We start from the raw sequence: 21201 nt of genomic DNA, 5'->3' as shown, positions 1-21201 counted from the left end.
GCTTGCACAGGCCACCAGCCGCTGCCTTGGAGCAGCGGCTGACAGGCCCTTCCCTCAAGACTTATTGCTTGGCCAGCGGCGCACTGCCCGCCTCTGTCGTTTTCTTCTCCGGCAATTGCTTGCGCACCTTGGCCACATCGGACGCACTCACCGATGCAGCCTGGTTGCCCCAGCTGCTGCGGATGAAGGTCACCACATCGGCCACTTCCTGGTCGGACAGGCGGCTGCCGAAGGCCGGCATGGCGAATTGCGTCGGGGCCTTGTGGGTCCAGGGCATTTCGGCACCTTCCAGCACGATGCGGATCAGCGACGCCGGGTTCTCGGCATTGACCGTCGGTGACAAGGCCAGGGTCGGGAAGGTTTCGTCATAGCCCTTGCCACTGCTGCGGTGGCAGGCCGCGCAGTTGTTCAGGAAGGCCATCGCTCCCGGACTCTGGTCACTGCCCTTTCGCAAGGCCTGGTGCGTCTTGTCGTCATAGGCCAGCGCGGCCGTGCCTTCCTTCACCGGCTTGAGCGACTTCAGGTACTTGGCCATGGCCGAGAGGTCTTGCTCGGTCATGTACTGGGTACTCTGGGCCACCACATCGGCCATGCCGCCAAAGGCTGCGGAATGGCTGTTGCGGCCGGTCTTGAGGAAGGCCACGATGTCGGCCTCGCTCCAGTTGCCCAGGCCGTCGCGGGCATCGCCGCGCAGGTTGTTGGCCAGGAAGCCATCGATGACGCCACCGGAGAGGTACAGACTGCTGTCGTTGGACAGCGCCTTTTCCTGCATGCCGACACCGCGCGGAGTGTGGCAGGCGCCGCAGTGACCCAGGCCTTCGACCAGGTACTGGCCACGGACCAGGGGACTGTTGTCCTCAGGTCCATCGACCGCAACCGCCGGTGCGAAGACCTTGCGCCAGATCGACAGCGGCCAGCGCATCGACAGGGGCCAGGTGATGTCCACACCGCGATTGGGTGCGGGATCCGCCTGCACGCCATTCATGAAGTAGGCATACAGCGCCTTCACGTCAGCCGGCTTGACCTTGGCATAGGAGGGATACGGCATGGCCGGATAAAGCGACGCGCCATCCTTGCGGATGCCATGACGCAAAGCCTTGTCGAAATCTTCTTCGCTGTAGCTGCCGATGCCGTTTTCCTTGTCCGGCGTGATGTTGGAGGAATACACCGTGCCGATGGGCGTGGCAATGGGCAAGCCGCCCGCAAAAGGCTTGCCGCCCTTGGCGGTGTGGCAGGCCACGCAGTCCCCGGCCTTGGCCAGGTACTCGCCACGCTGCACCAGTTGCTGGTCAACCGGGGGCGCTGCCGGATTGCTCTGCGCTGCTGCGGTGAACGCGGACAGCGACATGACTGCCGCGCAGGCGGCGATGAAATAATGCTTGATCATGGTCGTCATCCTTATGCCTGCACCAGCGGGCCGGGGTTTTTCAGATACTGCTCACGGATGGCCTTGGCGGAGTGATACGCCAGCGCCGTGACCAGCCCGGTCGGGTTGTAACCCATGTTCTGCGGGAAGGCACAGGCCCCGTAGACGAACACGTTGGGCACGTCCCAGCTTTGCAGGTATTTGTTGACCACGCTGTTCTTGGGCGTGGTGCCCATGATGGCGCCACCGGTCAGGTGGGTCGATTGATAGACCCGGGTATCCCAGGACGAACCGGTCTTGCGCACGGCCTTGACGACCTTCTCCGGATTCATGGCCTGGCCGACCTTTTCCATCTGGCCGGCGATGTAGGTCAGCATCTTGCCTTCGTTCTCCTTCCAGTTCAGGGTCATGCGCAGCAGCGGCTGGCCGTTGGCATCCTTGTAGGTCGGGTCCAGCGACAGGTAGCAGTCGCGATAAGCCATCACCGAACCGGACATGCCGATAGTGAGCGTGCGCTGGTAGGCGTCCTGCACGCTGGCCTTCCATTCGGAACCCCAGCTGGGAACCTTCTCGCCGGGCATGGTGCCGGCCTGCTTGATGGGACGGCCACCGTAACGCACGTGACGAATCGAGGCGCCGCCGATGAAACCCAGCGGACCGTGGTCGAACTGGTCGGCGTTGAGGTCATCCATGCCCACGCCACCGGCACCGGTGCCGATGAAGGGATTGAATTGCGTGCCCTTGGGCATGATCACGTTGATGCCGCCGTTGTACTGGTAGGCGAAGTTCTTGCCGACCACGCCTTCACCGGTCACCGGATCATAGGGCTTGCCGATGCCCGAGAGCAGCAGCAGGCGCACGTTGTGGGTCTGGAAGGCGGTCAGCAGCACCAGGTCGGCGGGTTGCTCGACTTCGCGGCCCTGGGCGTCGATGTAGGTGACGCCGGTGGCGCGCTTGCCAGAGGCATCCAGGTTGACCTTGATGACCTGGGCCTTGGTGCGCACCTCGAAGTTCTTGCGCTTCAACAGCACCGGCAGGATGGTGGTCTGGGGCGAGGCCTTGGAATACATGTAGCAGCCGTAGTTTTCGCAGAAGCCGCAGTAGTTGCAGGGACCGATGCGCACGCCATACGGATTGGTAAAGGGCTGCGAGGCATTGGCCGCCGGTGCCGGATAAGGGTGATAGCCGACCTCGCGCATGGCCTTTTCCACCAGCGAAGCACTGTACTGGTATTGCAGCGGCGGGTTCGGGAATTCATCGCTGCGCTCGCCTTCCAGCGGATTGCCGCCGGGGACGATCTGGCCCTTGAGATTGCCGGCCTTGCCGGAGACGGCCATGACCTTTTCCGAAAAATCGTAGAACGGCTCCAGCTCCTTGTAGGTCACGCCATGGTCCTGGATGGTCATGTCCTCGGGGATGAATTTCTTGCCGTATTTCTGCTCGTGGTGGGTGCGCATTTCCAGCTCTTCGGGCAGGTTGCGGTACATCATGCCGTTCCAGTGGAAACCGGCACCGCCCACGCCATCGCCCAGCAGGAAGGATCCATGCTGGCGGTACGGCACGGCCACGTCCGAGAGTGTATGGCGAATCGTGACGGTCTCGCGCGAGAGGTCCTGGAACAGCGCGCCGCGCACGGAATATTTCAGTTCATCGACCGCCTTGGGATAAGGCGTGTCGGTATTGGTGTCGCGCATGTCGCCGCGTTCCAGCGCCAGCACGTTCAGGCCGGCTTCGGTGAGCTCCATGCCCATGATCGAGCCGGTCCAGCCCAGGCCCACCATCACTACATCCACTTTGTCTTTTTTGATAGCCATGATCAGCCCTTCTCTCCCAGAATCGACACAGGGCCGTATGGATACTTGACGTTGTATTGGTCCACCCAGTCGGCGTAATCGGCACGCGCACCGGGGAAGCCGACCATCTTCCAGCCGCCCATCTTCTGGTTGCCACCGTACATCGGGTCGGCGAAATAACCTTCCTTGGTATTGCCCAGCATGAAGCTGAAGAAGGTCTTGGCCGGCACGGTATCGAAAGTGATCTTGCCGCCTTCCATCATCTTGAGCACTTCCACCTGCTTGGCCTTGTCGAGTTCGGCGAAGACCTTGCCGTGGTTCTTGCTGCACCAGTCGTTGCAGGCGGCGATGCCCTGGCGATAGATGTCGCGCGGCACCAGCGAGAGCTGGTAGCCCAGTTCAGGCACGCTGTCCGGATGGAAGGGGCCTTGCATGTACCACAGCTTGCCGGCGCCATAGGGGGTTTCCATCTGGCGGTCGATGAACTCGGGCACGCCGGTTTCCAGCGCACCGGCGCCATACTGGTCCGAGGGGATGAGGTGATCGACGGCGGCGTTGAGGAAGGCCCATTCGGACGCAGTGAAGTAGGTGGGTGTGTAGGCGCGGGGCTTGCCCGGTTCGCTGCTGTCGGCCATTGCCGGTTGGCTGACTGCTACGGTAGTGGCGCCGCCTAGCGTGGTCGCGGCTGGGACGATGGCCAACACCTGGCGCAGGAAGCGCCGCCTGGGCTCTTTATCTTGTGACATGAGTATCCTTTGGACGTGGGATTTGACGAGGGAATACCTGGACGCTGACGCGACTGGTCACAGATGAAGATGAATCCTTCTCCTGCGCACCGGACCGGCGCCGTCTCTTGTTGTTGTGGTGATGCCCGCTGTGCGGCCTTCGGGCGCGGCCGCACAGCGGTGAAGATCAGGTCGGCAGGGCCAACGTCCAGGCCCTGCCTGAAAACGTCAGGCCAGCACTTCGCCGAAGAAGGCCTGCAGCGCCACGGCCGCACGCTCGGCAGTCTGGCGGTGGTAGAAGAAGCCCGGGTGATTGGCATCCGGATCGGTGAAGGAGTGGCCGGCCTGGCCATAGTTGACCAGTTGCCAGTCGATCTTGAGCGCGCTCATCTCATCGATGAAGCCATTGACCTGATCGCGCGGCACGGAGGGGTCCTGCACGCCATGCAGCACCAGCACCGCGCCCTTGACCTTGCTCTCGGCCGGGGCCGGCGTATCGAGCGCGCCGTGCAGCGAAACGGTGCCGCGCACGTCAGCGCCATCACGCGCCAGTTCCAGCGCCGCCGTACCGCCGAAGCAGAAGCCGCAGGCACCGAGCTTGCCGCTGTCGAGCCTGGCGAAGGACTGCTCGCGCAAGACCTTCAGCGCGCCATGCATGCGCTTGCGCAGTTCGGCACGGTCCTTCTTGAGCGGGATGATGGCTGCCAGGGCTTCATCCGGATTGGCCGGACGCAAGGTCTTGCCGAACACATCGGCCACCAGGATGGCGTGGCCGGCACCGATGGTGGTGGCGGCGATCTCCAGCGCCTGCTGGCGCAGGCCGAAGTAGTTGGGCACGGTCAGCACGCCCGAGACCGGCGGCTGGGCCTTGTTGTAGAGCAGGACGCTTTCGTAGTCGATGCCGTCGGCGCTGTGGGCGATGGTCTCGATACCGAGATCGGAAGCGGGAATGCCGAGCTTCTCGGCAATGGCGGCGGTGTTCCAGGATGTGGACATGGAGGCTCCTTTGGTTGGCAAACGCCGCCCGGCGTGGAGGCGGACGGCGTTCAGGAAACTTGTGTTTGGCGCGAATGCGGTCGGTCAGGGCAACGGGGCCATACCGTTTTCCAGCTCAGCCATGCCCTCGACTTGACCGCATGTGGGCAGCAATGTTCGCACAAACAGTGCGTTTCTGCAGGAGGTCATACCAATGGGCCTCGAACAAATGCGAGGCCCGCCCATACAAAATCCATACAAGACGCATGGTGATGCCCGGCAACTTGACTTTTACTTGCGAGCAATGGATTCTTGCCCGACCCCATCGGCAGACCTCTTCTCTACAACAATCAACACAAGAGCTTCCATGAACGATCAACCTGACTTGCCTGACTCCGCCGTTCCGGCTTCCTCTGCTTCCAATACGCCGGCCACCTTCGCCACCACCCTGCGCGACTCGGCCGACCACAGCGCACCGCAAGCGTTCTCCTTTTCCGGACGCGGTTCGGAATATTTCCGCATCTGGATCGTCAACCTGCTGCTGTCGGTCGTGACGCTGGGCATCTACTCGGCCTGGGCCAAGGTGCGCCGGCTGCGCTACTTCTACGACAACACCTCGGTGGCCGGAGCCAGCTTCGACTATCACGGCAATCCCGTCGCCATCCTCAAGGGCCGCATTCTGGCGGTCGTCCTGCTGGTGGCCTACCAGGTGGCTGGTTACATCAACATTCTGCTGGGCCTGATCGCGGCGCTGGCACTCATGCTGGGCAGCCCCTGGCTGATCTGGCGCAGCCTGCAGTTCAAGCTCTACAGCACCAGCTATCGCGGTATCCGTTTCGGTTTTCGCGGCAGCTTGGGTGGGGCCTTCAAGAACTTCCTGCTATGGCCCATGATCGCGGGCTTCAGCGGCGGATTGCTGATGCCGCTGGCGTCGCAACGCTTCAAGCGGTTCCAGCACAATGAAGCGCGCTTCGGTGCGACCCACTTCTCCTTCCACGGTTCTGTCGGGGCGTTCTACCTGGCCTTCCTGGCCGGTATCGGCAGCTGGATCGCCGGCATGGTGATCATCTTCCTCGGCTTTGGCGGTGCGGCGCTGTTCCATATGGCGCACCTTGACTGGCGTGCCCTGCTCGCCTTCTCGGCGATGTTGCTGGCCCTCTATGTCTGGTCTTTCCTGATCATTCCGTTGTGGGTGACGCTGCTGCAAAACCTCATCTGGAACAATACCCGATTAGGCGAGCATCGCTTCCAAAGCCGCATGCGCTGGGGCCGCACGGCAGCCATCATGCTGACCAACGTCCTGGGCATCGTTTTCACGCTGGGCTTGTTTACGCCCTTCGCACAGATCCGCATGATGCGCTATCGCATCGAGTCGATTGCCTTGCTGCCGGCCAGCAGCCTGGATGAATTCATCGCCTCCAGCGAATCGCCCGGCTCGGCCACCGGCGAAGGCCTGGGCGACCTGCTCGACTTCGATCTGTCGATGTAAGCCATGACGGTCCGCGCTTCCTATTACGACGGCAAGACTTCCAGACGCCACCAGGTGACGCTGACCGTCAGCGACGGCGTGGCTCAAGTACGCGGCGAAGTGGAGCGGGATTGTCCGATTGCCCGGTTGCGCGTCTCCGAGCGCCTGACCCGGGCGGCGCGCAAGGTCAGCTTTCCCGACGGCGCCTATCTGGAGATCATCGATGGTGCCGCCTTCAGCGCCCTGCTGCATGACACCGGCCACCGCGATTCATGGGTGGTCCGGCTGCAGCAGAGCTGGCGCCATGCACTGGCGGCCTGCGCGGCGCTGGTCGCGGTGGTGGTGCTGAGCTACCTGTACCTGCTACCGCTGGCCGCGCAAGGCATCACGGCGCTGCTGCCAGTGGCAGTGGATCGCCAGGTCGGACAGGGAACGCTGGAATTCCTCGACCAGCACGTGCTGGCCCCCAGCCAGCTCGATGCACGGCGTGCCCAGGCCATCACGGCACGCTTTCGCGCCTTGACGGCACCGCTGGCCGATGCGCCCGATTACCAGATCGTGTTCCGCAAGAGCCGCATCGGTCCCAATGCCTTTGCCTTGCCCTCGGGCCAGATCGTGGTGACCGACGAGATCGTGCAGCTGCTGGACGATGATGAAGCCCTCATGGGTGTGCTGGCGCATGAACTGGGCCACGTGCACCGGCGCCACCTGATGCGGCGATTGATCCAGAGTTCAGCCATGGCGGCTACGGCCACGGTGCTGTTCGGCGATGTCTCGGCGGTGCTGGCCAACATCCCGACGGTCTTGCTGGATCTGAAGTATTCGCGCGACATCGAGCGTGAAGCCGATGATTACGCCATTGCCATGTTCAAGGCCAATGGCCTGCCGCGTCAGAAACTGGCGCTGGTGTTCGAGAAGCTGGAGGGCGAAGGCACGAACGGCCCGGCCTCGCGTTATCTCTCCAGCCACCCGGCCAATGACGAACGCATTGCTCACATCCTTGGCACCCGCTGAACGCAGCCCCTGGCAAAGTACGAAGGCCGCCTCAATGGCGGCCGTCAGTCTTCTTGCAGGACGCGGCAGAACGTGTCCTGCCGCATCCGCTTTCGGGGGGAAATGTCGGCTATTGCCCGGGATCGGGCGTACTCTCGACACCTTCCAGCAATGCCTTCAGGGAATCCAGAACCAGTCCGTTGCTGCGAATCCAGTCCTGCCCGCTGCGCTCGATGATGACGTCATTCTGGTCCGGTGCGGACAGATCGATGATCTCGCTTTCCAGTGCCTCGATCGACACGGCCGTAGTAAACGCCTTGACCACTGGCTTGGTCAGGTCCTTGTGGTTCTGGCGGATGACCAGGGCAGTGCGGCCCGAGCGCAGCTTGACGATGGAGCCGATGGGATAGATGCCCAGCGTCTTGACGAAGGTCAGGAAGATGGGACGGTCAAAGTGGCCCGTCCAGGTCGCCATCCGCGCCAGCGATTCGGCAGGGTCCCAGGCGGCCTTGTAGCTGCGGTCCGAGGTGATGGCGTCATACACGTCGCACACTGCCGCCATGCGTGAATAGAGGTCGATCTGGTTGCCCTGCTGGCGCCCGGGGTAACCGCTGCCGTCGATCTTTTCATGGTGATGCAGGCACACGTCGAGAACGTAGTCCGGCACGCCCGCGAAGCCGCTGAGGTATTCATAGCCCAGCGTGGTGTGGCGCTGGATGATGCGGAATTCCTGGTCGGTCAGCTTGCCGGGCTTGTTGAGCACGTCCAGCGGGATGAAGGCCTTGCCTACATCGTGCAGGTAGCCGGCCAGGCCGGCTTCCTTGCAGGCCGTGGTATCCATGCCCATGGTCCGCGCCAGCGCCACCATCATGGTACACACGGCAATGGAGTGCAGATAGGTATATTCATCGGCGCGCTTGAGGCGGATGATGCTGAGCAGCGCATTCGAATTGCGCGTCACCGAGGCGGCGATTTCCTCCACCAGATCCTGGCATCGCTCCACATCCAGGGTCTTGCCCAGACGTGCCTGCTTGAACATTTGCTGGGTCGATTCCTTGGCGCTCTCGTAGATCCGCAAGGCCTCGCTCAATTCTTCGCGGTATTCATCTTCCGGCATGGGCGGCGCAGGTGGCGCGATGGGCACTTCATCGGCCTCGGCCACGGTCTCCGGGGCTGGGCTGACATCCCGCCCCAATGACGTGTCGATCCAGCAGAATTCGAAACCAGCGCTGCGTGCGCGGGTCACGTCCGCCGCGTGTTCGATGAGAAACTTGGTGCGCCAGAACGGATTGTCGATCCAGGGGGCATCGAATCCGGAAAAATACATGCCCACCGCCAAGTCGCTGACGCTGATTTTTTTGATTTGGGTCATCTGAGCCTGAGTGAAGTTGCTTCGCTGGTCCGTCTGCAGGGCGTCGCGCTCCGGTGCCGCTGCAGCGCGTACCTCATGCGAATGTATTACATCTTGCGCGGCTTGATTAGCAGGGAATTCCTGATGACACTCTTAAAAAAAACCGCGCAATGACTAGAGCCACGAAGACACCCGACCCGCCTGTGCAGGCAATGCGTTGGTCCCGGACAAAGAAAAACCCGGGGCGCTGGCGCGGCCCGGGTTGTCAGGTGAGTCAGGCGTGACCAGCGCTGGCTCAGTGACGCTGCTCATCCTGCGGCATGCTCGACAAGCCTGAATACAGGCTGCAGCAATGCGGCGCACCGCGGTGCGATCCGGTATCGAGTTCGCTGGAGTCGTTGAGGAAATCGACCAGCTTGCGATAGAGTTGTGCGAAGTAGTGCATGACTTACCCCCTTTCACTGTTGACGAATGGCAGGCCTCCCGAAGGTGTTCTGCCAGTGCCGGGCTGTCCATGGTTTTGATTCATACGGCCGGCACAAACCGTATAAATTGTTTATATCATTTATTGTATGTGCATGCCGGCCCGGCGTCTATCAGGATTTCTCTGACATGGCCGTAAGTGTTGCGCGCAATCATCACCTCAACCGCACCTACATGCAGCTCGCGTGCAACTGCAGCCATCCCCGGAAAGCCGCCATGGCAGCGGTTTGCGGGCGTGACTTGAGACGCGTGAGCCAGTAGGCACCCAGCACGATGCGTTGTACGAAGGGGCAGACCAGGCGTCCCTGGCGCAGCTCGCGCTCGAACATCAGCACCGGCAGCAGCGCCACGCCCGCCTCCTGTGCGGCAGCCTCGGCCAGGGCCAGCGAGGAGTCAAACACGAAGCCGCGCAAGGGCGGACAAGGCGCGCCAGCCTGCGCAAACCAGCGACGCCATTCGTCGCTGCGATAGGAACGCAGCAGCGTCTCGGCGCCCAGGTCAGCCGGCGTGCGCAGCCGCGCAGCGATCTCCGGCGCACACATCGGCGCCAGCGGCGCTTCGAACAAACGTTCAGCCTCCGTACCGTGCCATGCACCATCGCCAAAACGGATCGCGTAATCGAGTCCTTCGCCGGCCAGGTCGACGCGATTGTTGTTGGTCAGCAGACGCAGATCGACGAAGGGATGCTGCTGCTGGAACTCACGCAGGCGCGGCATCAGCCAGCCCACCGCAAAGGTCCCTACTACGCCCACGGTCAGCACCTCGCGCCGGCGGCCATCCTCGAACTGGGCCAGCACGTCGGCAATGCGCCCGAAGGATTGCGCCACCACCGGCAGCAGCGCCAGCCCTTCATCGGTCAGGGCCAGTCCGCGCGGCAGCCGTCGGAACAGGGCCACGCCCAGGCGCTGCTCCAGGTTCTTGACCTGCATGCTGACGGCGGTCTGGGTCACGCTCAATTCCTCGGCGGCGCGGGTGAAGGAGAGATGGCGGGCCGAAACTTCGAAGGCGCGCAGGGCATTGAGAGGCAGGTACATGGCAACTCCAGGCATCAGTTTTTCTTGGGCTTGCTCCCAATTATGGTGAATTGTGAGAGCGACGGCTACTGCCTATGATGCAGCCCTGTTGCCATCATTTATCGAGGAGAAACCATGTCCGGAAGACGCCATTTCCTGACCCTGGCGGCGCTGGCTGCAGGCGGCCTGCTCAGCCGCAGCTGGGCGGCCCAGCCACAAGGCGCAAGTAAAACTGTGGACTCATCCGTACTCACCACCACCCTGTCCCGGCTGGAAGCCGATGTCGGCGGGCGCCTGGGCGTCTCGCTGGTCGATGCCGACGGGGGCCGCCAATGGGGCTATCGCGCCGATGAGCGCTTTCCCATGTGCAGCACCTTCAAGTTCCTGGCAGCCGCTGCCGTGCTGCGCCGCGTGGATCAGGGCCAGGAACAGCTGGGGCGCCGCATCGTCTATGGCCGGCAGGATCTGGTGCCCTACTCCCCGGCCACGGGCAAGCACACTGGTGGCGAAGGAATGTCACTGGCGCAGTTGTGTGAAGCGGCCGTGACCCTCTCGGACAACACCGCCGCCAATCTGATGCTGGCCAGCATGGACGGCCCGGCCGGGCTGACCCGCTTCGTGCGCACGCTGGGCGATGCGCTGACCCGCCTGGATCGCAACGAGCCCACGCTCAATGAAGCCGTCCCGGGCGATCCGCGCGATACCACCACGCCGGCCGCCATGACCGCCGACCTGCGCCGGCTGGTACTGGGTGATGCGCTCACGCCCGCATCACGCCAGCAGCTCACGCAGTGGCTGCTCGCCAACCAGACCGGCGACAAGCGCGTGCGTGCCGGCCTGCCACCCGGCTGGAAGGTGGGTGACAAAACCGGCACCGGTCGCCTGGGTACTGCCAATGATGTCGGCGTGGTCTGGACGGACAAGGGCGCGCCGCTGCTGTTTGCGGTCTATCTCACGGAGAATGCCGCCACCGATGCCCGGCGCGATGCCGTACATGCCGAGGTCGGGCGCCTGATCGGCCAGTTGATGGCCTAAAAAGAAAAGCGTCGCCTGTTCAGCCAGCAAAGCCGAACGACACCGCACCAATGCCCTCCAGCGCCGCCTCGACCTGCAGCCCGGCGCGCGCCAGTTGCAGGCCGGTGCAGGAACCGGTAGTGATGATCTGACCTTGGCGCCACGGCTGGCCACGGCGTGCGCAATGCAGTGCCAGCCAGCCCAGCATGGTCCAGAGATCGGCCGGATTGCCGCCGAGGGTACGGGTGATTTCCTGGCCATCGATGCAAAGACTGGCCGCCACCTGGCACAGCGACAGCGTGGCCGGCAGCGGCCGCGGCGTACCCGTCACCAGGGCACCATGGCTTTGCAGGTCGGCCATGCCGGCCCAGGGATTGGTACAGGGCGGATGGCCCAGGCGGGTCTCCACCACTTCGATGGCCGGCAGGATGGCATCGAAGACCGTGCGCAGCTCGGCCTCGTCCGGCACCTGTTCGCCCGGATCGTAATCACGCCCCACCCGCAGGGCCAGCTCCACTTCCAGTCCGCGCATGCGCCACTGCGGACCGGCCAGCGTCGTACCGGAAGGCAATACGCCCGAGGCCGGCAGCGGCGCACAGCCGGGCTCACTGCCATCCCCCTTGCTACCGACCTTCCAGCCACCGGCCGGCCCCAGGCGCCGCAATTGCGCATCCTGCACGGCATAGGCAGTCTCGGCATCGCCCACGGCCAGCCGGCGCCAGTCCAGGGCCAGGCCGCTGTGGCGGGCGTCGAGCAGAAGTTGGGTGGCGGCGTCAATGTGCATGCGCGAAGTCTCCGGAGCTGAAATGAATGCAGCGCGCATTGTACTGGCTGCCAGCGCGGCAATGAACTCCCCGGTGCCAGCAGGCTCCGACCGAGATGCCGATAATGGCAGGAGTGCTTGACTTAGAGCGCACTCCAACTTCTAGACTGGCTGCCATGACGACTTCCCTGACCATTGCCCAAGCGGCCGAAGCGACCGGCCTGTCGGTGCATACCCTGCGCTACTACGAACGCATCGGTCTGCTCGATCCGGTGGAGCGGCGTGAGAACCGCCATCGCCGCTATACCCAGGAAGACCTGAACTGGATCGCCTTCCTCAAGAAGCTCAAGGCCACCGGCCTGCCGGTGCGCGCCATGCTGCGCTATGCCGAGCTGCGCCGGGCGGGCAATACGGTGGAAAGCGTGCGCGAGCGCCGTGCCATGCTGCAGGCGCATACGCTGTGCGTGCAACACACGCTGGCAGAGCTGCAGGACAACCTGGCGGTATTGCAGCACAAGCTGGTCCTCTATGACGAACTGGAACGGCAAGCCTGCGCTGCCGACGCTCCCACGCGCCGCAGCGCTGACAGCGCCCTCAACGAAGAAAGGATGACACCATGACCGAACCCCTCACCGCCCACCTGCAACCGCATTCCGAGGTCGGCACCCGCCGCCTGGGCAGCAATGGCCCGCTGGTCTCGGCCATGGGCCTGGGCTGCATGGGCATGAGCGATTTCTATGCACAGCGCGACGACACCGAATCGCTGGCCACCATCGACCGCGCCCTGGAGCTGGGCATCAACCTGCTCGACACGGCCGACATGTATGGCCCCTACACCAATGAAGAACTGGTCGGCCGCGCCATCCGGGGACGCCGCGACAAGTTCTTCATCGCCACCAAGTTCGGTATCCGGCGCGACCCGTCCAACCCGGATGCGCGCGGCGTGGATGGCAGCCCGGCCTACATCCGCCAGGCGGTGGAAGGCAGCCTCAAGCGCCTGGGGATCGAGACCATCGATCTGTACTACCAGCACCGCATCGACCCGGCCACGCCCATCGAGGCCACCATGGGCGTGCTGGCCGACCTGGTGCAGGCCGGCAAGATCCGCTACATCGGACTGTCGGAAGCCTCGGCCGCCACACTGGAGCGGGCGCACCGGGTCCATCCGGTGACGGCGCTGCAGAGCGAATATTCCTTGTGGACGCGCGATCCGGAGTCCGGGGTGCTGGCGACCTGCCGTGCGCTGGGTATCGGCTTCGTCGCCTACAGCCCCTTGGGCCGGGGCTTTTTGACCGGCGCCATCCAGCGCTTTGAAGACCTGGCCGAGGATGATTTCCGCCGCACCAATCCGCGCTTCCAGGGCGAGAATTTCGCCCGCAATCTGCGGCTGGTAGAGCAAGTGAAGGAAATGGCAGCACAGCATGGCTGCACGCCGAGCCAGCTGGCGCTGGCCTGGGTGATGGCCCAGGACCCGCACATCGTGCCCATCCCCGGTACCAAGCGCCGCCGCTATCTGGAAGAAAATGCGGGGGCCGCCGCAGTGAAGCTTTCTTCCGAAAACCTGCTGGCGCTGGAGGCGGTCTTCCCACGCGGGGCTGCGGCAGGCGAACGCTATACCGAAGCCAGCATGAAAATGCTCAACCGCTGAAGGCGCGAGCCGGTCTGGCGCGCCTCACTCGTCGCTGCTGGCCGCAGGGTGCTGCGCCAGCGGCACGAAGGTATTGGTGGCGGTATCGTGCGCCAGGATGGAGCCGCTCTCGATGTCATAGACCCAGCCATGCAGCCCCAGCCGTCCCTGCGCCAGCGCCACGGCCACCGAGGGATGGGTGCGAATGTTGTTGAGCTGGGCAATCACGTTCTCGCGCACCATGCCGTCGATGCGGTCCTTGTCGGTCTCGTGATGCCGCGATTCGTTGATCATGCGGGCGGCATCGGTGTAATGCAGCCAGTTGCGCACGGCCGGCATGTGATCCAGGCAGGCGCAGGTAGCCACCGCCGTCATGGCGCCGCAGTCGGAGTGGCCGCAGATGACGATATCGGACACCTTCAGCTGCGCCACCGCATATTCCACCGTGGCACTGACACCACCCGGCTCCGGACCGAAGGACGGCACGATGTTGCCGGCATTGCGGATGACGAACAGGTCGCCCGGTTCGCGCTGGGTCACCAGTTCGGGCACCATGCGGCTGTCGGAACAGGAGATGAACAGGGTCGTGGGTGTCTGTCCGTTGGCCAGGCTCTTGAACAGTTCTTTACGGGAAGGGAAGACGTCCTGCTGGAAACGCAGGAAGCCGTTGATGATGTCGCGCATGAGGGGAAATGCCTTGATTCTTGATGAGCGTGGACGAGGAACGACAATGTGCGCCGATGATATCACCGGCCGCTGCACTGGCTGATGGGCCAGCTGTTATCCACACGCTAACTGCTTGCTGAATTTGGTTAAATTCACTCAATCTTTGTGAATTTTTTGCAGACTTTTCCTCTTGCAGGCTGATAAAATTGCCCGTCTGAAAGTTCCCGGAGCGCAATGCCCAGGACTTTCGGACGCATTGAAGAGCAGCTAGCCCTGCTCTCGTCGACATCAACAATTCGGGGAAAAACTATGTTCAGCAGGTATGTCACGGCCGTGGCAGCGGTAGCCATGGTGACGGCGCTAGGCGGTTGCGCCACGGAGAATTCACGCAGTCTGCCGGTGGCCCAGGTGGCCAGCGCCAAGCAGGCGTATCAGGGGGCGCGCAGTCCGATCGCCGTCGGCAAGTTCGACAACCGTTCCAGCTATCTGCGCGGTATCTTCTCGGACGGGGTGGACCGTCTGGGCGGGCAGGCCAAGACCATCCTGATCACGCACCTGCAGCAAAGCAATCGCTTCTCCGTGATGGATCGCGACAACATGGGTGAGCTGGCCCAGGAAGCCAAGCTGAACAAGCAGACCCAGGCCCTCAAGGGTGCCAACTACGTGGTGACCGGCGACGTGACCGAGTTCGGCCGCAAGGAAACCGGTGACCGCCAGCTGTTCGGCATTCTCGGCCGCGGCAAATCGCAGGTTGCCTATGCCAAGGTCAACCTGAACATCGTGGACGTGAACACCTCGCAGGTGGTCTATTCGTCCCAGGGTGCAGGCGAATACAGCCTGGACAACCGCGAGATCATCGGCTTCGGCGGCACCGCCAGCTATGACTCCACGCTCAATGGCAAGGTGCTCGACCTGGCCATCCGTGAAGCGGTGCAAAACCTGGTCACCGGCATCGATTCCGGTGCATGGAAGCCCTGACTCCCCTGGACCAACACAAGAGACCGACCATGATGAACAAGAAGCTCGCCGCCGGGTTCGCCCTCGGCCTGGCACTGACCCTTGCCGGCTGCGCCAACCATCAGCAGAAATCCCTCTACGGCTGGGGCAATTACCAGGACCAGCTGTACGCGCACTTCAAGACCGAAGGCAATGACAACGCTGCCGAGATCGCCGCTCTGGAAGAAAACCTGCAGAAGATGCGCGCCAACAACGAGGCCGTGCCGCCTGGCTACCACGCGCACCTGGGCATGCTGTACGCCTCCATCGGCAAGGAAGACCAGGTGGTCCAGGAACTGCAGACCGAAAAGGCCCTGTTCCCGGAATCGGCGCCGTATATGGACTTCCTGATGCAAAACTACAAGAAGGGACTGAGCAAATGATGATCAACAAATTCAAGGCGCTGGGCGCCCTGCTGCTGGTCTTGCTGGCCTCGGGCTGCGCCACCCACAAAACGCAACCGTATGACTATGCCGAATTCAAGGCAGCGCGTCCGGCCTCGATCCTGGTGCTGCCGCCGATGAACAGCTCTTCCGAAGTCATCGCCCCCTACGGCATGCTGGCGCAAGCCACGCTGCCCCTGGCGGAATCGGGTTACTACGTGATCCCGGTCTCCCTGGCGGCCGAGACCTTCAAGCAGAACGGCCTGGCCAATGCCGCCGACATCCATGAGGTGCCGGTCAAGAAGCTGCATGACATCTTCGGAGCCGACGCGGCGCTGTACATCAACGTCACCGACTATGGCACCTCCTACAAGGTGGTGCAGAGCGATACGGTGGTGTCGGCCGATGCCAAGCTGGTCGACCTGCGTTCCGGCAAGACCCTGTGGCAGGGCAGCGCGACCGCCTCCAGTGCAGAACAGCGGCAGAACCAGAACAATGGCCTGCTGGGCGTGCTGATCTCGGCCGTGGTCAACCAGATCATCAGCACCTCCACGGACGCCAGCTACAAGATGGCCAGCGTCACCAGCAACCGCCTGCTGCGCGCCGGCGGCAACAATGGGCTGCTGTATGGTCCGCGCTCGCCGCAATACCAGAAAGACTGAGCCTGACCGACCCGCAGTGCTTGCGCCAGGCAAGTGCTGCTGATACACCAGACGCCGCTGCGCAGCATGACCGCAGCGGCGTTTTCTTTTCAGCTAGTTCAGGCGCTGGCCAGCTGATACTTGCGGATCTTGTCGTAGAGCGTCTTCTTGGGGATGCCCAGGCGCTCGGCCGCCTGGGCCACGCTGCCCACGCTGTCCTTGAGCGCGGCTGCAATCAGACCCGCCTCGAACTGTTCCACCTGCTCCGGCAAGGATGCCGACATCGCTGCGGCCGGAACGGCATCGATCTGCTCCACCCCCAGCACCCAGCGGTCGGCGAAGTTGCGCAGTTCGCGCACGTTGCCCGGCCAGTCCCGCTGCTGCCATTGCTGCATCTGCGCTGCCGTCCACGGTGGTACGTCGCGCCGGTACCGCACGGCAGCGGCCTGGCAGAAATGCGCCAGCAGCAAGGGAATATCGCTGCTGCGCTGATTCAGTGCCGGCAGGTCGATGGAGACCACCCCGATGCGGTAATACAGGTCTTCGCGGAACTGCCCCTCGGCCGAGAGCTTGAGCAGATCGGCCTTGCTGGCGGCCACCACGCGGCAGTCGATGACCACCGATTCATTGCCGCCCAGGCGCTCCAGACGCCGCTCCTGCAGCACGCGCAAGAGCTTCACCTGCAGGGCCAGCGGCATGCTCTCGATTTCATCGAGGAAGAGCGTGCCGCCATGTGCATATTCGAGCTTGCCGATGCGGCGCTTTTGGGCGCCCGTGAAGGCGCCAGCCTCATGACCGAAGATCTCGCTCTCGAACACGGTTTCCGGCAAGGCCCCGCAGTTCAAGGCCACGAACGGTCCCTTGCGGCCGCTGGCGGCGTGCAGCTGGCGTGCCACCACCTCCTTGCCGCTGCCGGTCTGGCCGTTGATGAGCACGTCCACATCGGCCGGACCGAGACTGCGGATCAAGGTACGCACCCGCTCGATGGCCGGCGACTGGCCCACCAGCGGCGGCAGTTCCGGGTCCTGCGCCCAGGCTTCGCGCAGGCGGCGGTTTTCCAGCACCAGGCTGCGCTTTTCCTGGGCGCGCAGGGCAATGTCGAGCAGGCTGTCCGAGCCAAAGGGCTTTTCCACGAAATCGTAAGCACCCGCGCGCATGGCTTCCACCGCCATGCCGACGTCGCCATGGCCGGTGACCACGATCACCGGCAGATCCGCATCGATCCGCACCACATGGGCCAGCACCTGCAAGCCGGACCAGCCGGGCAGGCGCACGTCAGTCACCAGCACGCCCGGGAAATCGCGCGTGAGCAGCGGCAAGGCTTCTTCCGCGCTGGCGCAGGCGGTCACCGTAAAGCCTTCCAGTTCCAGCGCCTGGGCGGTGGCGCGGCGCACCGCCTGTTCGTCCTCGATCAGGATGGCGCTGAGGGTCGCGGCTGGTTTGTCCATCACATCAGTTCTCCGTCTTTTGCAGCGGCAGGCGCACCACGAATTCCGCGCCGCCTTGTTCATGATTATGTGCGCTCAGGTGACCATTCATGGCCTGGACGATGGACGAGGAAATCGCCAGCCCCAGTCCCAGCCCCTTGCTCGAGGCCTTGGTGGTGAAGAAGGGTTCGAACAGGTGCGGCGCCACCTCGTCGGCAATGCCGGCGCCGGAATCCCGGATGCGCAGTACCGCCTGCTGGCGCGGTGCATCGACCTCCAGTCTCACGCAGACACGCTGCTGCGGCGCCTCTTCCACCGCATCCAGGGCATTGCGCAAGAGATTGACGACGACCTGCTCGGTGCGCACCGCGTCGCCCGTCACCTGCACGGCCAGCGGCATATCGATGCTGACCTCCACGCCCTGCTTCTGGAAGTCGCTGGCGAGCAGCCGCACCGACGCTTCCACCGCCTGGCGCAGATCGACCGTGGCCACGGCCTGGCCGCTCTTGCGTGCAAATCCCTTCAGCTGGCCGATGATCTTGCCCATGCTGGCGCTGGCGTGGCTGATGTGTTCCAGGTTCTCGGCGACCTGCTCGGTCTGGCCGCGCGCCAGGAACTTCACCGAATTGTCGGCAAAGGCGCGAATGGCGGCCAGCGGCTGGTTCAGCTCATGGGTCATGCCGGCGGCCATCTGGCCCAGCATGGCCAGCTTGCCTGCTTGCACCAGTTCGTCCTGGGTGGTGCGCAAGAGGCTTTCGGTCTGCTGCAGCTTGGCGTATTTCGCGGCGATGGCCTGGTTGGCGGCCGTCAGTTCCTCGGTGCGCTGGGCGATTTTCTGGTCCAGTTCCTCGGCGGCACGGCGCAAGGCCGTGCGCGAGGCCAGCCGCTCCTGCAGGCGGCGGCGATGCTGGTACCAGGCCAAGAGCGAAATGGCCAGCGCCAGCATGAACAGCGCCGCCGCCATCGCCCACAGCATGGCCGTGCGCTGCATGCGCGCCTGCGAGGGAAACAGCATCAACTGCCATCCCAGCCGCCCCACCGGCCGCGACACGTGGGTGCCGAAGCCGCGCTGCAAGGCGGGCGGCAAGGTGGACACCGGCGTGATGGGCAGGTCCGCATACTGATGGGTACCTGCCAGTTCGCGCTGCACCGGCGCGCTCAGGGCTTGCAGGCTGTGGTACTTCCATTCGGGCCGGTTGCTGAGGAAGACCACCCCGCCCGCATCGGTGAGCGTGATGGGATCGCTGCTGCTGCGCCAGGTATGTTCGAACTCGGCCAGGTCCACCTTGACCACCATCACGCCAATGGGCAGGTCGCCCTCGGCCTGGTCCTGACGGCGATAGATGGGCTGGGCGATGAAGTAGCCGGGTTCGCTGGAAATGTTGCCGATGCCATAAAAGCGCCCTGCCCGCCCCTGGATGGCCTCGCGGAAATACGGCCGGAAACCGAAATCGCGGCCGACATAGCTGAATTCCTCATCCCAGTTGCTGGAGGCCAGCGTCACCCCGCGGCGGTTGAGCATGAAGATATTGACCGCACGCGACTGCTGCTGGATGGTCTTGAACGCCCGATTGAGCCGGTCCACCGAAAAGGCATCCTCGGGATGCTGCAAGACCTGGCGCACATCGGACTGGAAGCCCAGGGCAAAGGGCAAGGCTTCATATTTCTGCAGGATCGACTCCAGGTCCAGCGCGGCGATCTGCAGTTGTGCGGCGGCCTGGTTCTGCTGGTCGCTCCCGGCCCGGCCCAGCGCCACGCGATAGGTGATCCCGCACACCAGCAGGGTGGCGGCCAGGAACAGGGACAGAATCAGCAGGTTTCGTCGTGCGCGCATGAAGAGAAAGGTCGAAAACAGCGCGGCGCCCCGCAGGGCGCCGCGTTGAAGGCCTCATGATAACGCGCCGCGCGCCCGGGCAGGCAGGCGCGGCCGTGCCCGGCGATCAGGCCGGCTTGTGCAGCTTGCCGGCGCTGGCGTCGGCATCGTCGTGATGCTCGTCCGGGTTCATGGCGACATCGCCCTTCAGATGGCCGTGGCGCTGCGGGTCGGGCATGCGCAGGCTGATGATCAGCGCCACCAGGCACAGTGCGCTCACGTACCAGTAGAAGGCCGATTCCACGCCGGCCGACTTCAGCGACAGCGCCACGAATTCGGCCGAACCGCCGAAGAGGGCATTACCCACCGCGTATGACAGGCCTACGCCCAGCGCGCGCACTTCGGGGGGGAACATCTCGGCCTTGATCAAGCCACTGATCGAGGTATAGAAGCTGACGATGGTCAGGGCCAGGATGGCCAGCGCCATGGCCATGCCGGGGCTGCTCACGTCCTTGAGGAAATGCAGGATGGGGAAGGTGCAGACCATGCCCAGGAAGGAGAAGCACAGCATGGAATTGCGGCGGCCGATCTTGTCCGAGATGGCGCCGAAGATCGGTTGCAGGATCATGTAGACGAACAGCGCGCCGGTCATGACGCCGTTGGCCACCTTCGGGTCCATGCCGGCGGTGTTGACCAGGTACTTCTGCATGTAGGTGGTGAAGGTGTAGAACATCAGCGAGCCACCGGCCGTAAAGCCGACCACGTTCAGGAAGGCGCGCTTGTGCTGCAGCAGACCTTTGATGGTACCGGCGTCCTTCTTCTTGCGGGCACCCGCCGAAGAGGTTTCGGCCAGTGAGCTGCGCAGATACATTGCCACCAGCGCGCCGACCGCGCCCAGCACGAAGGGAATACGCCAGCCCCAGGCCATCAGCTCGGCCTTGGTCAGCCACTGCTGCATGGCGAACAGCACCAGCACGGCCAGCAACTGGCCGCCGATCAGGGTCACGTACTGGAAGGAAGCGAAGAAACCGCGGCGACCATTGGGCGCCACTTCACTCATGTAGGTGGCCGATGTGCCATATTCACCGCCCACCGACAGGCCCTGGAACAGGCGCGCCAGCAACAGCAGCGCCGGCGCCCAGGCGCCGATGGTGGCGTAGGTCGGCATCACGGCCACGGCCAGCGAACCGCCGCACATCATCAGCACGGAGATCAGCATGGAGGTCTTGCGGCCATGCTTGTCGGCGATACGGCCGAACAGCCAGCCGCCGATGGGGCGCATCAGGAAACCGGCCGCAAACACGCCCGCCGTATTCAACAACTGGCTGGTGGCGTCGCCCTTGGGGAAGAAGGCCGGTGCGAAGTAGATCGCACAGAAGGAATAGACGTAGAAGTCGAACCATTCGACCAGGTTGCCGGAGGAGGCGCCCAGGATGGCGAAGATGCGCTTGCGGTATTCAGCGGCGCTCAGGGGTGTGCTTTGCGCGCTGCTCGTTTGAGGGGTGACACTCATGAAGATCTCCTGTTGGGGCCACCGCTTCGTCCTTGGGACGGCGCGTGCGGCGAGTCATCGTTCTTGGATGGAACCGGAACAAGGCATAACGCAGAGGCCAGCGCGACCAGGCGCGTGAAGACGATGCAAAAGAGCGCATCAGGTGTCTGTCTCCGTGTTTGCTTTTTTTGTTTTGGTGTTCATATTGCAGG

Annotated in this window: 20 protein-coding genes; 8 read left to right on the top strand and 12 right to left on the bottom strand. The window is 63.6% G+C overall.

The window, feature by feature from the left end; translation table 11 throughout:
- Nucleotides 1-61: 61 nt before the first annotated feature.
- The 4 genes from ACVC5H_RS08115 to ACVC5H_RS08100 form a co-directional block, all read right to left on the bottom strand.
- The gene (locus ACVC5H_RS08115) at nt 62-1387 is read right to left on the bottom strand and encodes a cytochrome c (RefSeq protein ID WP_489621830.1); all 1326 of its coding nucleotides are present in this window, start codon (nt 1385-1387) and stop codon (nt 62-64) included.
- Between the two features lie 11 nt (nt 1388-1398).
- Nucleotides 1399-3180: a GMC family oxidoreductase gene (locus ACVC5H_RS08110; RefSeq protein WP_489621829.1), complete on the bottom strand. Its 1782-nt coding sequence runs from the start codon at nt 3178-3180 to the stop codon at nt 1399-1401.
- 2 nt (nt 3181-3182) lie between these two features.
- Nucleotides 3183-3905, bottom strand: coding sequence for a gluconate 2-dehydrogenase subunit 3 family protein (locus tag ACVC5H_RS08105; protein WP_489621828.1), 723 nt, complete (start codon nt 3903-3905; stop codon nt 3183-3185).
- Nucleotides 3906-4112: 207 nt separating this feature from the next.
- A complete protein-coding gene (locus tag ACVC5H_RS08100) occupies nt 4113-4880 on the bottom strand; it encodes a dienelactone hydrolase family protein (RefSeq protein WP_489621827.1) in 768 nt (255 codons plus the stop codon).
- Nucleotides 4881-5226: 346 nt separating this feature from the next.
- Here ACVC5H_RS08100 and ACVC5H_RS08095 point away from each other — a divergent pair, with 346 nt between their 5' ends.
- Both ACVC5H_RS08095 and ACVC5H_RS08090 read left to right on the top strand, forming a co-directional pair.
- Complete coding sequence (locus tag ACVC5H_RS08095; RefSeq protein ID WP_489621826.1) at nt 5227-6348, top strand: YjgN family protein; 1122 nt, start codon at nt 5227-5229, stop codon at nt 6346-6348.
- A gap of 3 nt (nt 6349-6351) precedes the next feature.
- Entirely contained in the window at nt 6352-7341 is a 990-nt protein-coding gene (locus tag ACVC5H_RS08090; RefSeq protein WP_489621825.1) for a M48 family metallopeptidase, read from the top strand.
- Nucleotides 7342-7450: 109 nt separating this feature from the next.
- Here ACVC5H_RS08090 and ACVC5H_RS08085 read toward each other — a convergent pair whose 3' ends face one another.
- From ACVC5H_RS08085 to ACVC5H_RS08075, 3 genes are all read right to left on the bottom strand, one after another.
- A complete protein-coding gene (locus tag ACVC5H_RS08085; RefSeq protein WP_489621824.1) occupies nt 7451-8692 on the bottom strand; it encodes a cyclic di-GMP phosphodiesterase in 1242 nt (413 codons plus the stop codon).
- 274 nt (nt 8693-8966) lie between these two features.
- The gene (locus ACVC5H_RS08080) at nt 8967-9116 is read right to left on the bottom strand and encodes a hypothetical protein (RefSeq protein WP_338715937.1); all 150 of its coding nucleotides are present in this window, start codon (nt 9114-9116) and stop codon (nt 8967-8969) included.
- Nucleotides 9117-9324: 208 nt separating this feature from the next.
- A complete protein-coding gene (locus ACVC5H_RS08075) occupies nt 9325-10188 on the bottom strand; it encodes a LysR family transcriptional regulator (RefSeq protein ID WP_489621823.1) in 864 nt (287 codons plus the stop codon).
- A 114-nt stretch (nt 10189-10302) separates the two neighbouring features.
- Between ACVC5H_RS08075 and bla the strand changes: the two genes are divergently transcribed.
- A complete protein-coding gene (gene bla / locus ACVC5H_RS08070; protein WP_489621822.1) occupies nt 10303-11202 on the top strand; it encodes a class A beta-lactamase in 900 nt (299 codons plus the stop codon).
- A gap of 19 nt (nt 11203-11221) precedes the next feature.
- Here the strand turns inward: bla and ACVC5H_RS08065 are convergent, their stop codons facing one another.
- Nucleotides 11222-11965 (bottom strand): 2-keto-4-pentenoate hydratase, encoded by a 744-nt coding sequence (locus tag ACVC5H_RS08065; RefSeq protein WP_489621821.1) that lies wholly within the window; start codon nt 11963-11965, stop codon nt 11222-11224.
- A gap of 155 nt (nt 11966-12120) precedes the next feature.
- Between ACVC5H_RS08065 and ACVC5H_RS08060 the strand changes: the two genes are divergently transcribed.
- Nucleotides 12121-12564, top strand: a complete 444-nt coding sequence (locus ACVC5H_RS08060) for a MerR family transcriptional regulator (RefSeq protein ID WP_489621820.1) — start codon at nt 12121-12123, stop codon at nt 12562-12564.
- Nucleotides 12561-13592 carry an aldo/keto reductase gene (locus tag ACVC5H_RS08055; RefSeq protein ID WP_489621819.1) on the top strand — a complete coding sequence of 344 codons (1032 nt, stop codon included), beginning with the start codon at nt 12561-12563 and terminating at the stop codon, nt 13590-13592. Before ACVC5H_RS08060 ends, ACVC5H_RS08055 begins: the two co-directional genes overlap by 4 nt.
- Nucleotides 13593-13616: 24 nt before the next feature.
- Here the strand turns inward: ACVC5H_RS08055 and ACVC5H_RS08050 are convergent, their stop codons facing one another.
- Complete coding sequence (locus tag ACVC5H_RS08050; RefSeq protein WP_489621818.1) at nt 13617-14255, bottom strand: carbonic anhydrase; 639 nt, start codon at nt 14253-14255, stop codon at nt 13617-13619.
- A 291-nt stretch (nt 14256-14546) separates the two neighbouring features.
- Between ACVC5H_RS08050 and ACVC5H_RS08045 the strand changes: the two genes are divergently transcribed.
- Genes ACVC5H_RS08045 through ACVC5H_RS08035 form a run of 3 tightly spaced genes read left to right on the top strand, consistent with a single transcriptional unit; the run spans nt 14547 to nt 16278 of the window.
- A complete protein-coding gene (locus tag ACVC5H_RS08045; protein WP_489621817.1) occupies nt 14547-15215 on the top strand; it encodes a CsgG/HfaB family protein in 669 nt (222 codons plus the stop codon).
- A 29-nt stretch (nt 15216-15244) separates the two neighbouring features.
- Complete coding sequence (locus ACVC5H_RS08040; protein ID WP_489621816.1) at nt 15245-15616, top strand: DUF4810 domain-containing protein; 372 nt, start codon at nt 15245-15247, stop codon at nt 15614-15616.
- Nucleotides 15613-16278 (top strand): DUF799 domain-containing protein, encoded by a 666-nt coding sequence (locus ACVC5H_RS08035; protein WP_489621815.1) that lies wholly within the window; start codon nt 15613-15615, stop codon nt 16276-16278. The genes ACVC5H_RS08040 and ACVC5H_RS08035 overlap by 4 nt, the downstream gene beginning before the upstream one ends.
- A gap of 98 nt (nt 16279-16376) precedes the next feature.
- Here ACVC5H_RS08035 and ACVC5H_RS08030 read toward each other — a convergent pair whose 3' ends face one another.
- The 3 genes from ACVC5H_RS08030 to ACVC5H_RS08020 form a co-directional block, all read right to left on the bottom strand.
- Nucleotides 16377-17705, bottom strand: coding sequence for a sigma-54-dependent transcriptional regulator (locus tag ACVC5H_RS08030; protein WP_489621814.1), 1329 nt, complete (start codon nt 17703-17705; stop codon nt 16377-16379).
- Between the two features lie 4 nt (nt 17706-17709).
- Entirely contained in the window at nt 17710-19518 is a 1809-nt protein-coding gene (locus ACVC5H_RS08025; RefSeq protein ID WP_489621813.1) for a sensor histidine kinase, read from the bottom strand.
- A gap of 106 nt (nt 19519-19624) precedes the next feature.
- Nucleotides 19625-21010: an MFS family transporter gene (locus tag ACVC5H_RS08020; RefSeq protein WP_489621812.1), complete on the bottom strand. Its 1386-nt coding sequence runs from the start codon at nt 21008-21010 to the stop codon at nt 19625-19627.
- Nucleotides 21011-21201 lie beyond the last annotated feature (191 nt).

Source organism: Herbaspirillum sp. Her3 (assembly GCF_057961275.1).
The sequence above is the reverse complement of the archived record's forward strand: the minus strand, read 5'-3'. Positions and strand labels throughout refer to the sequence as shown.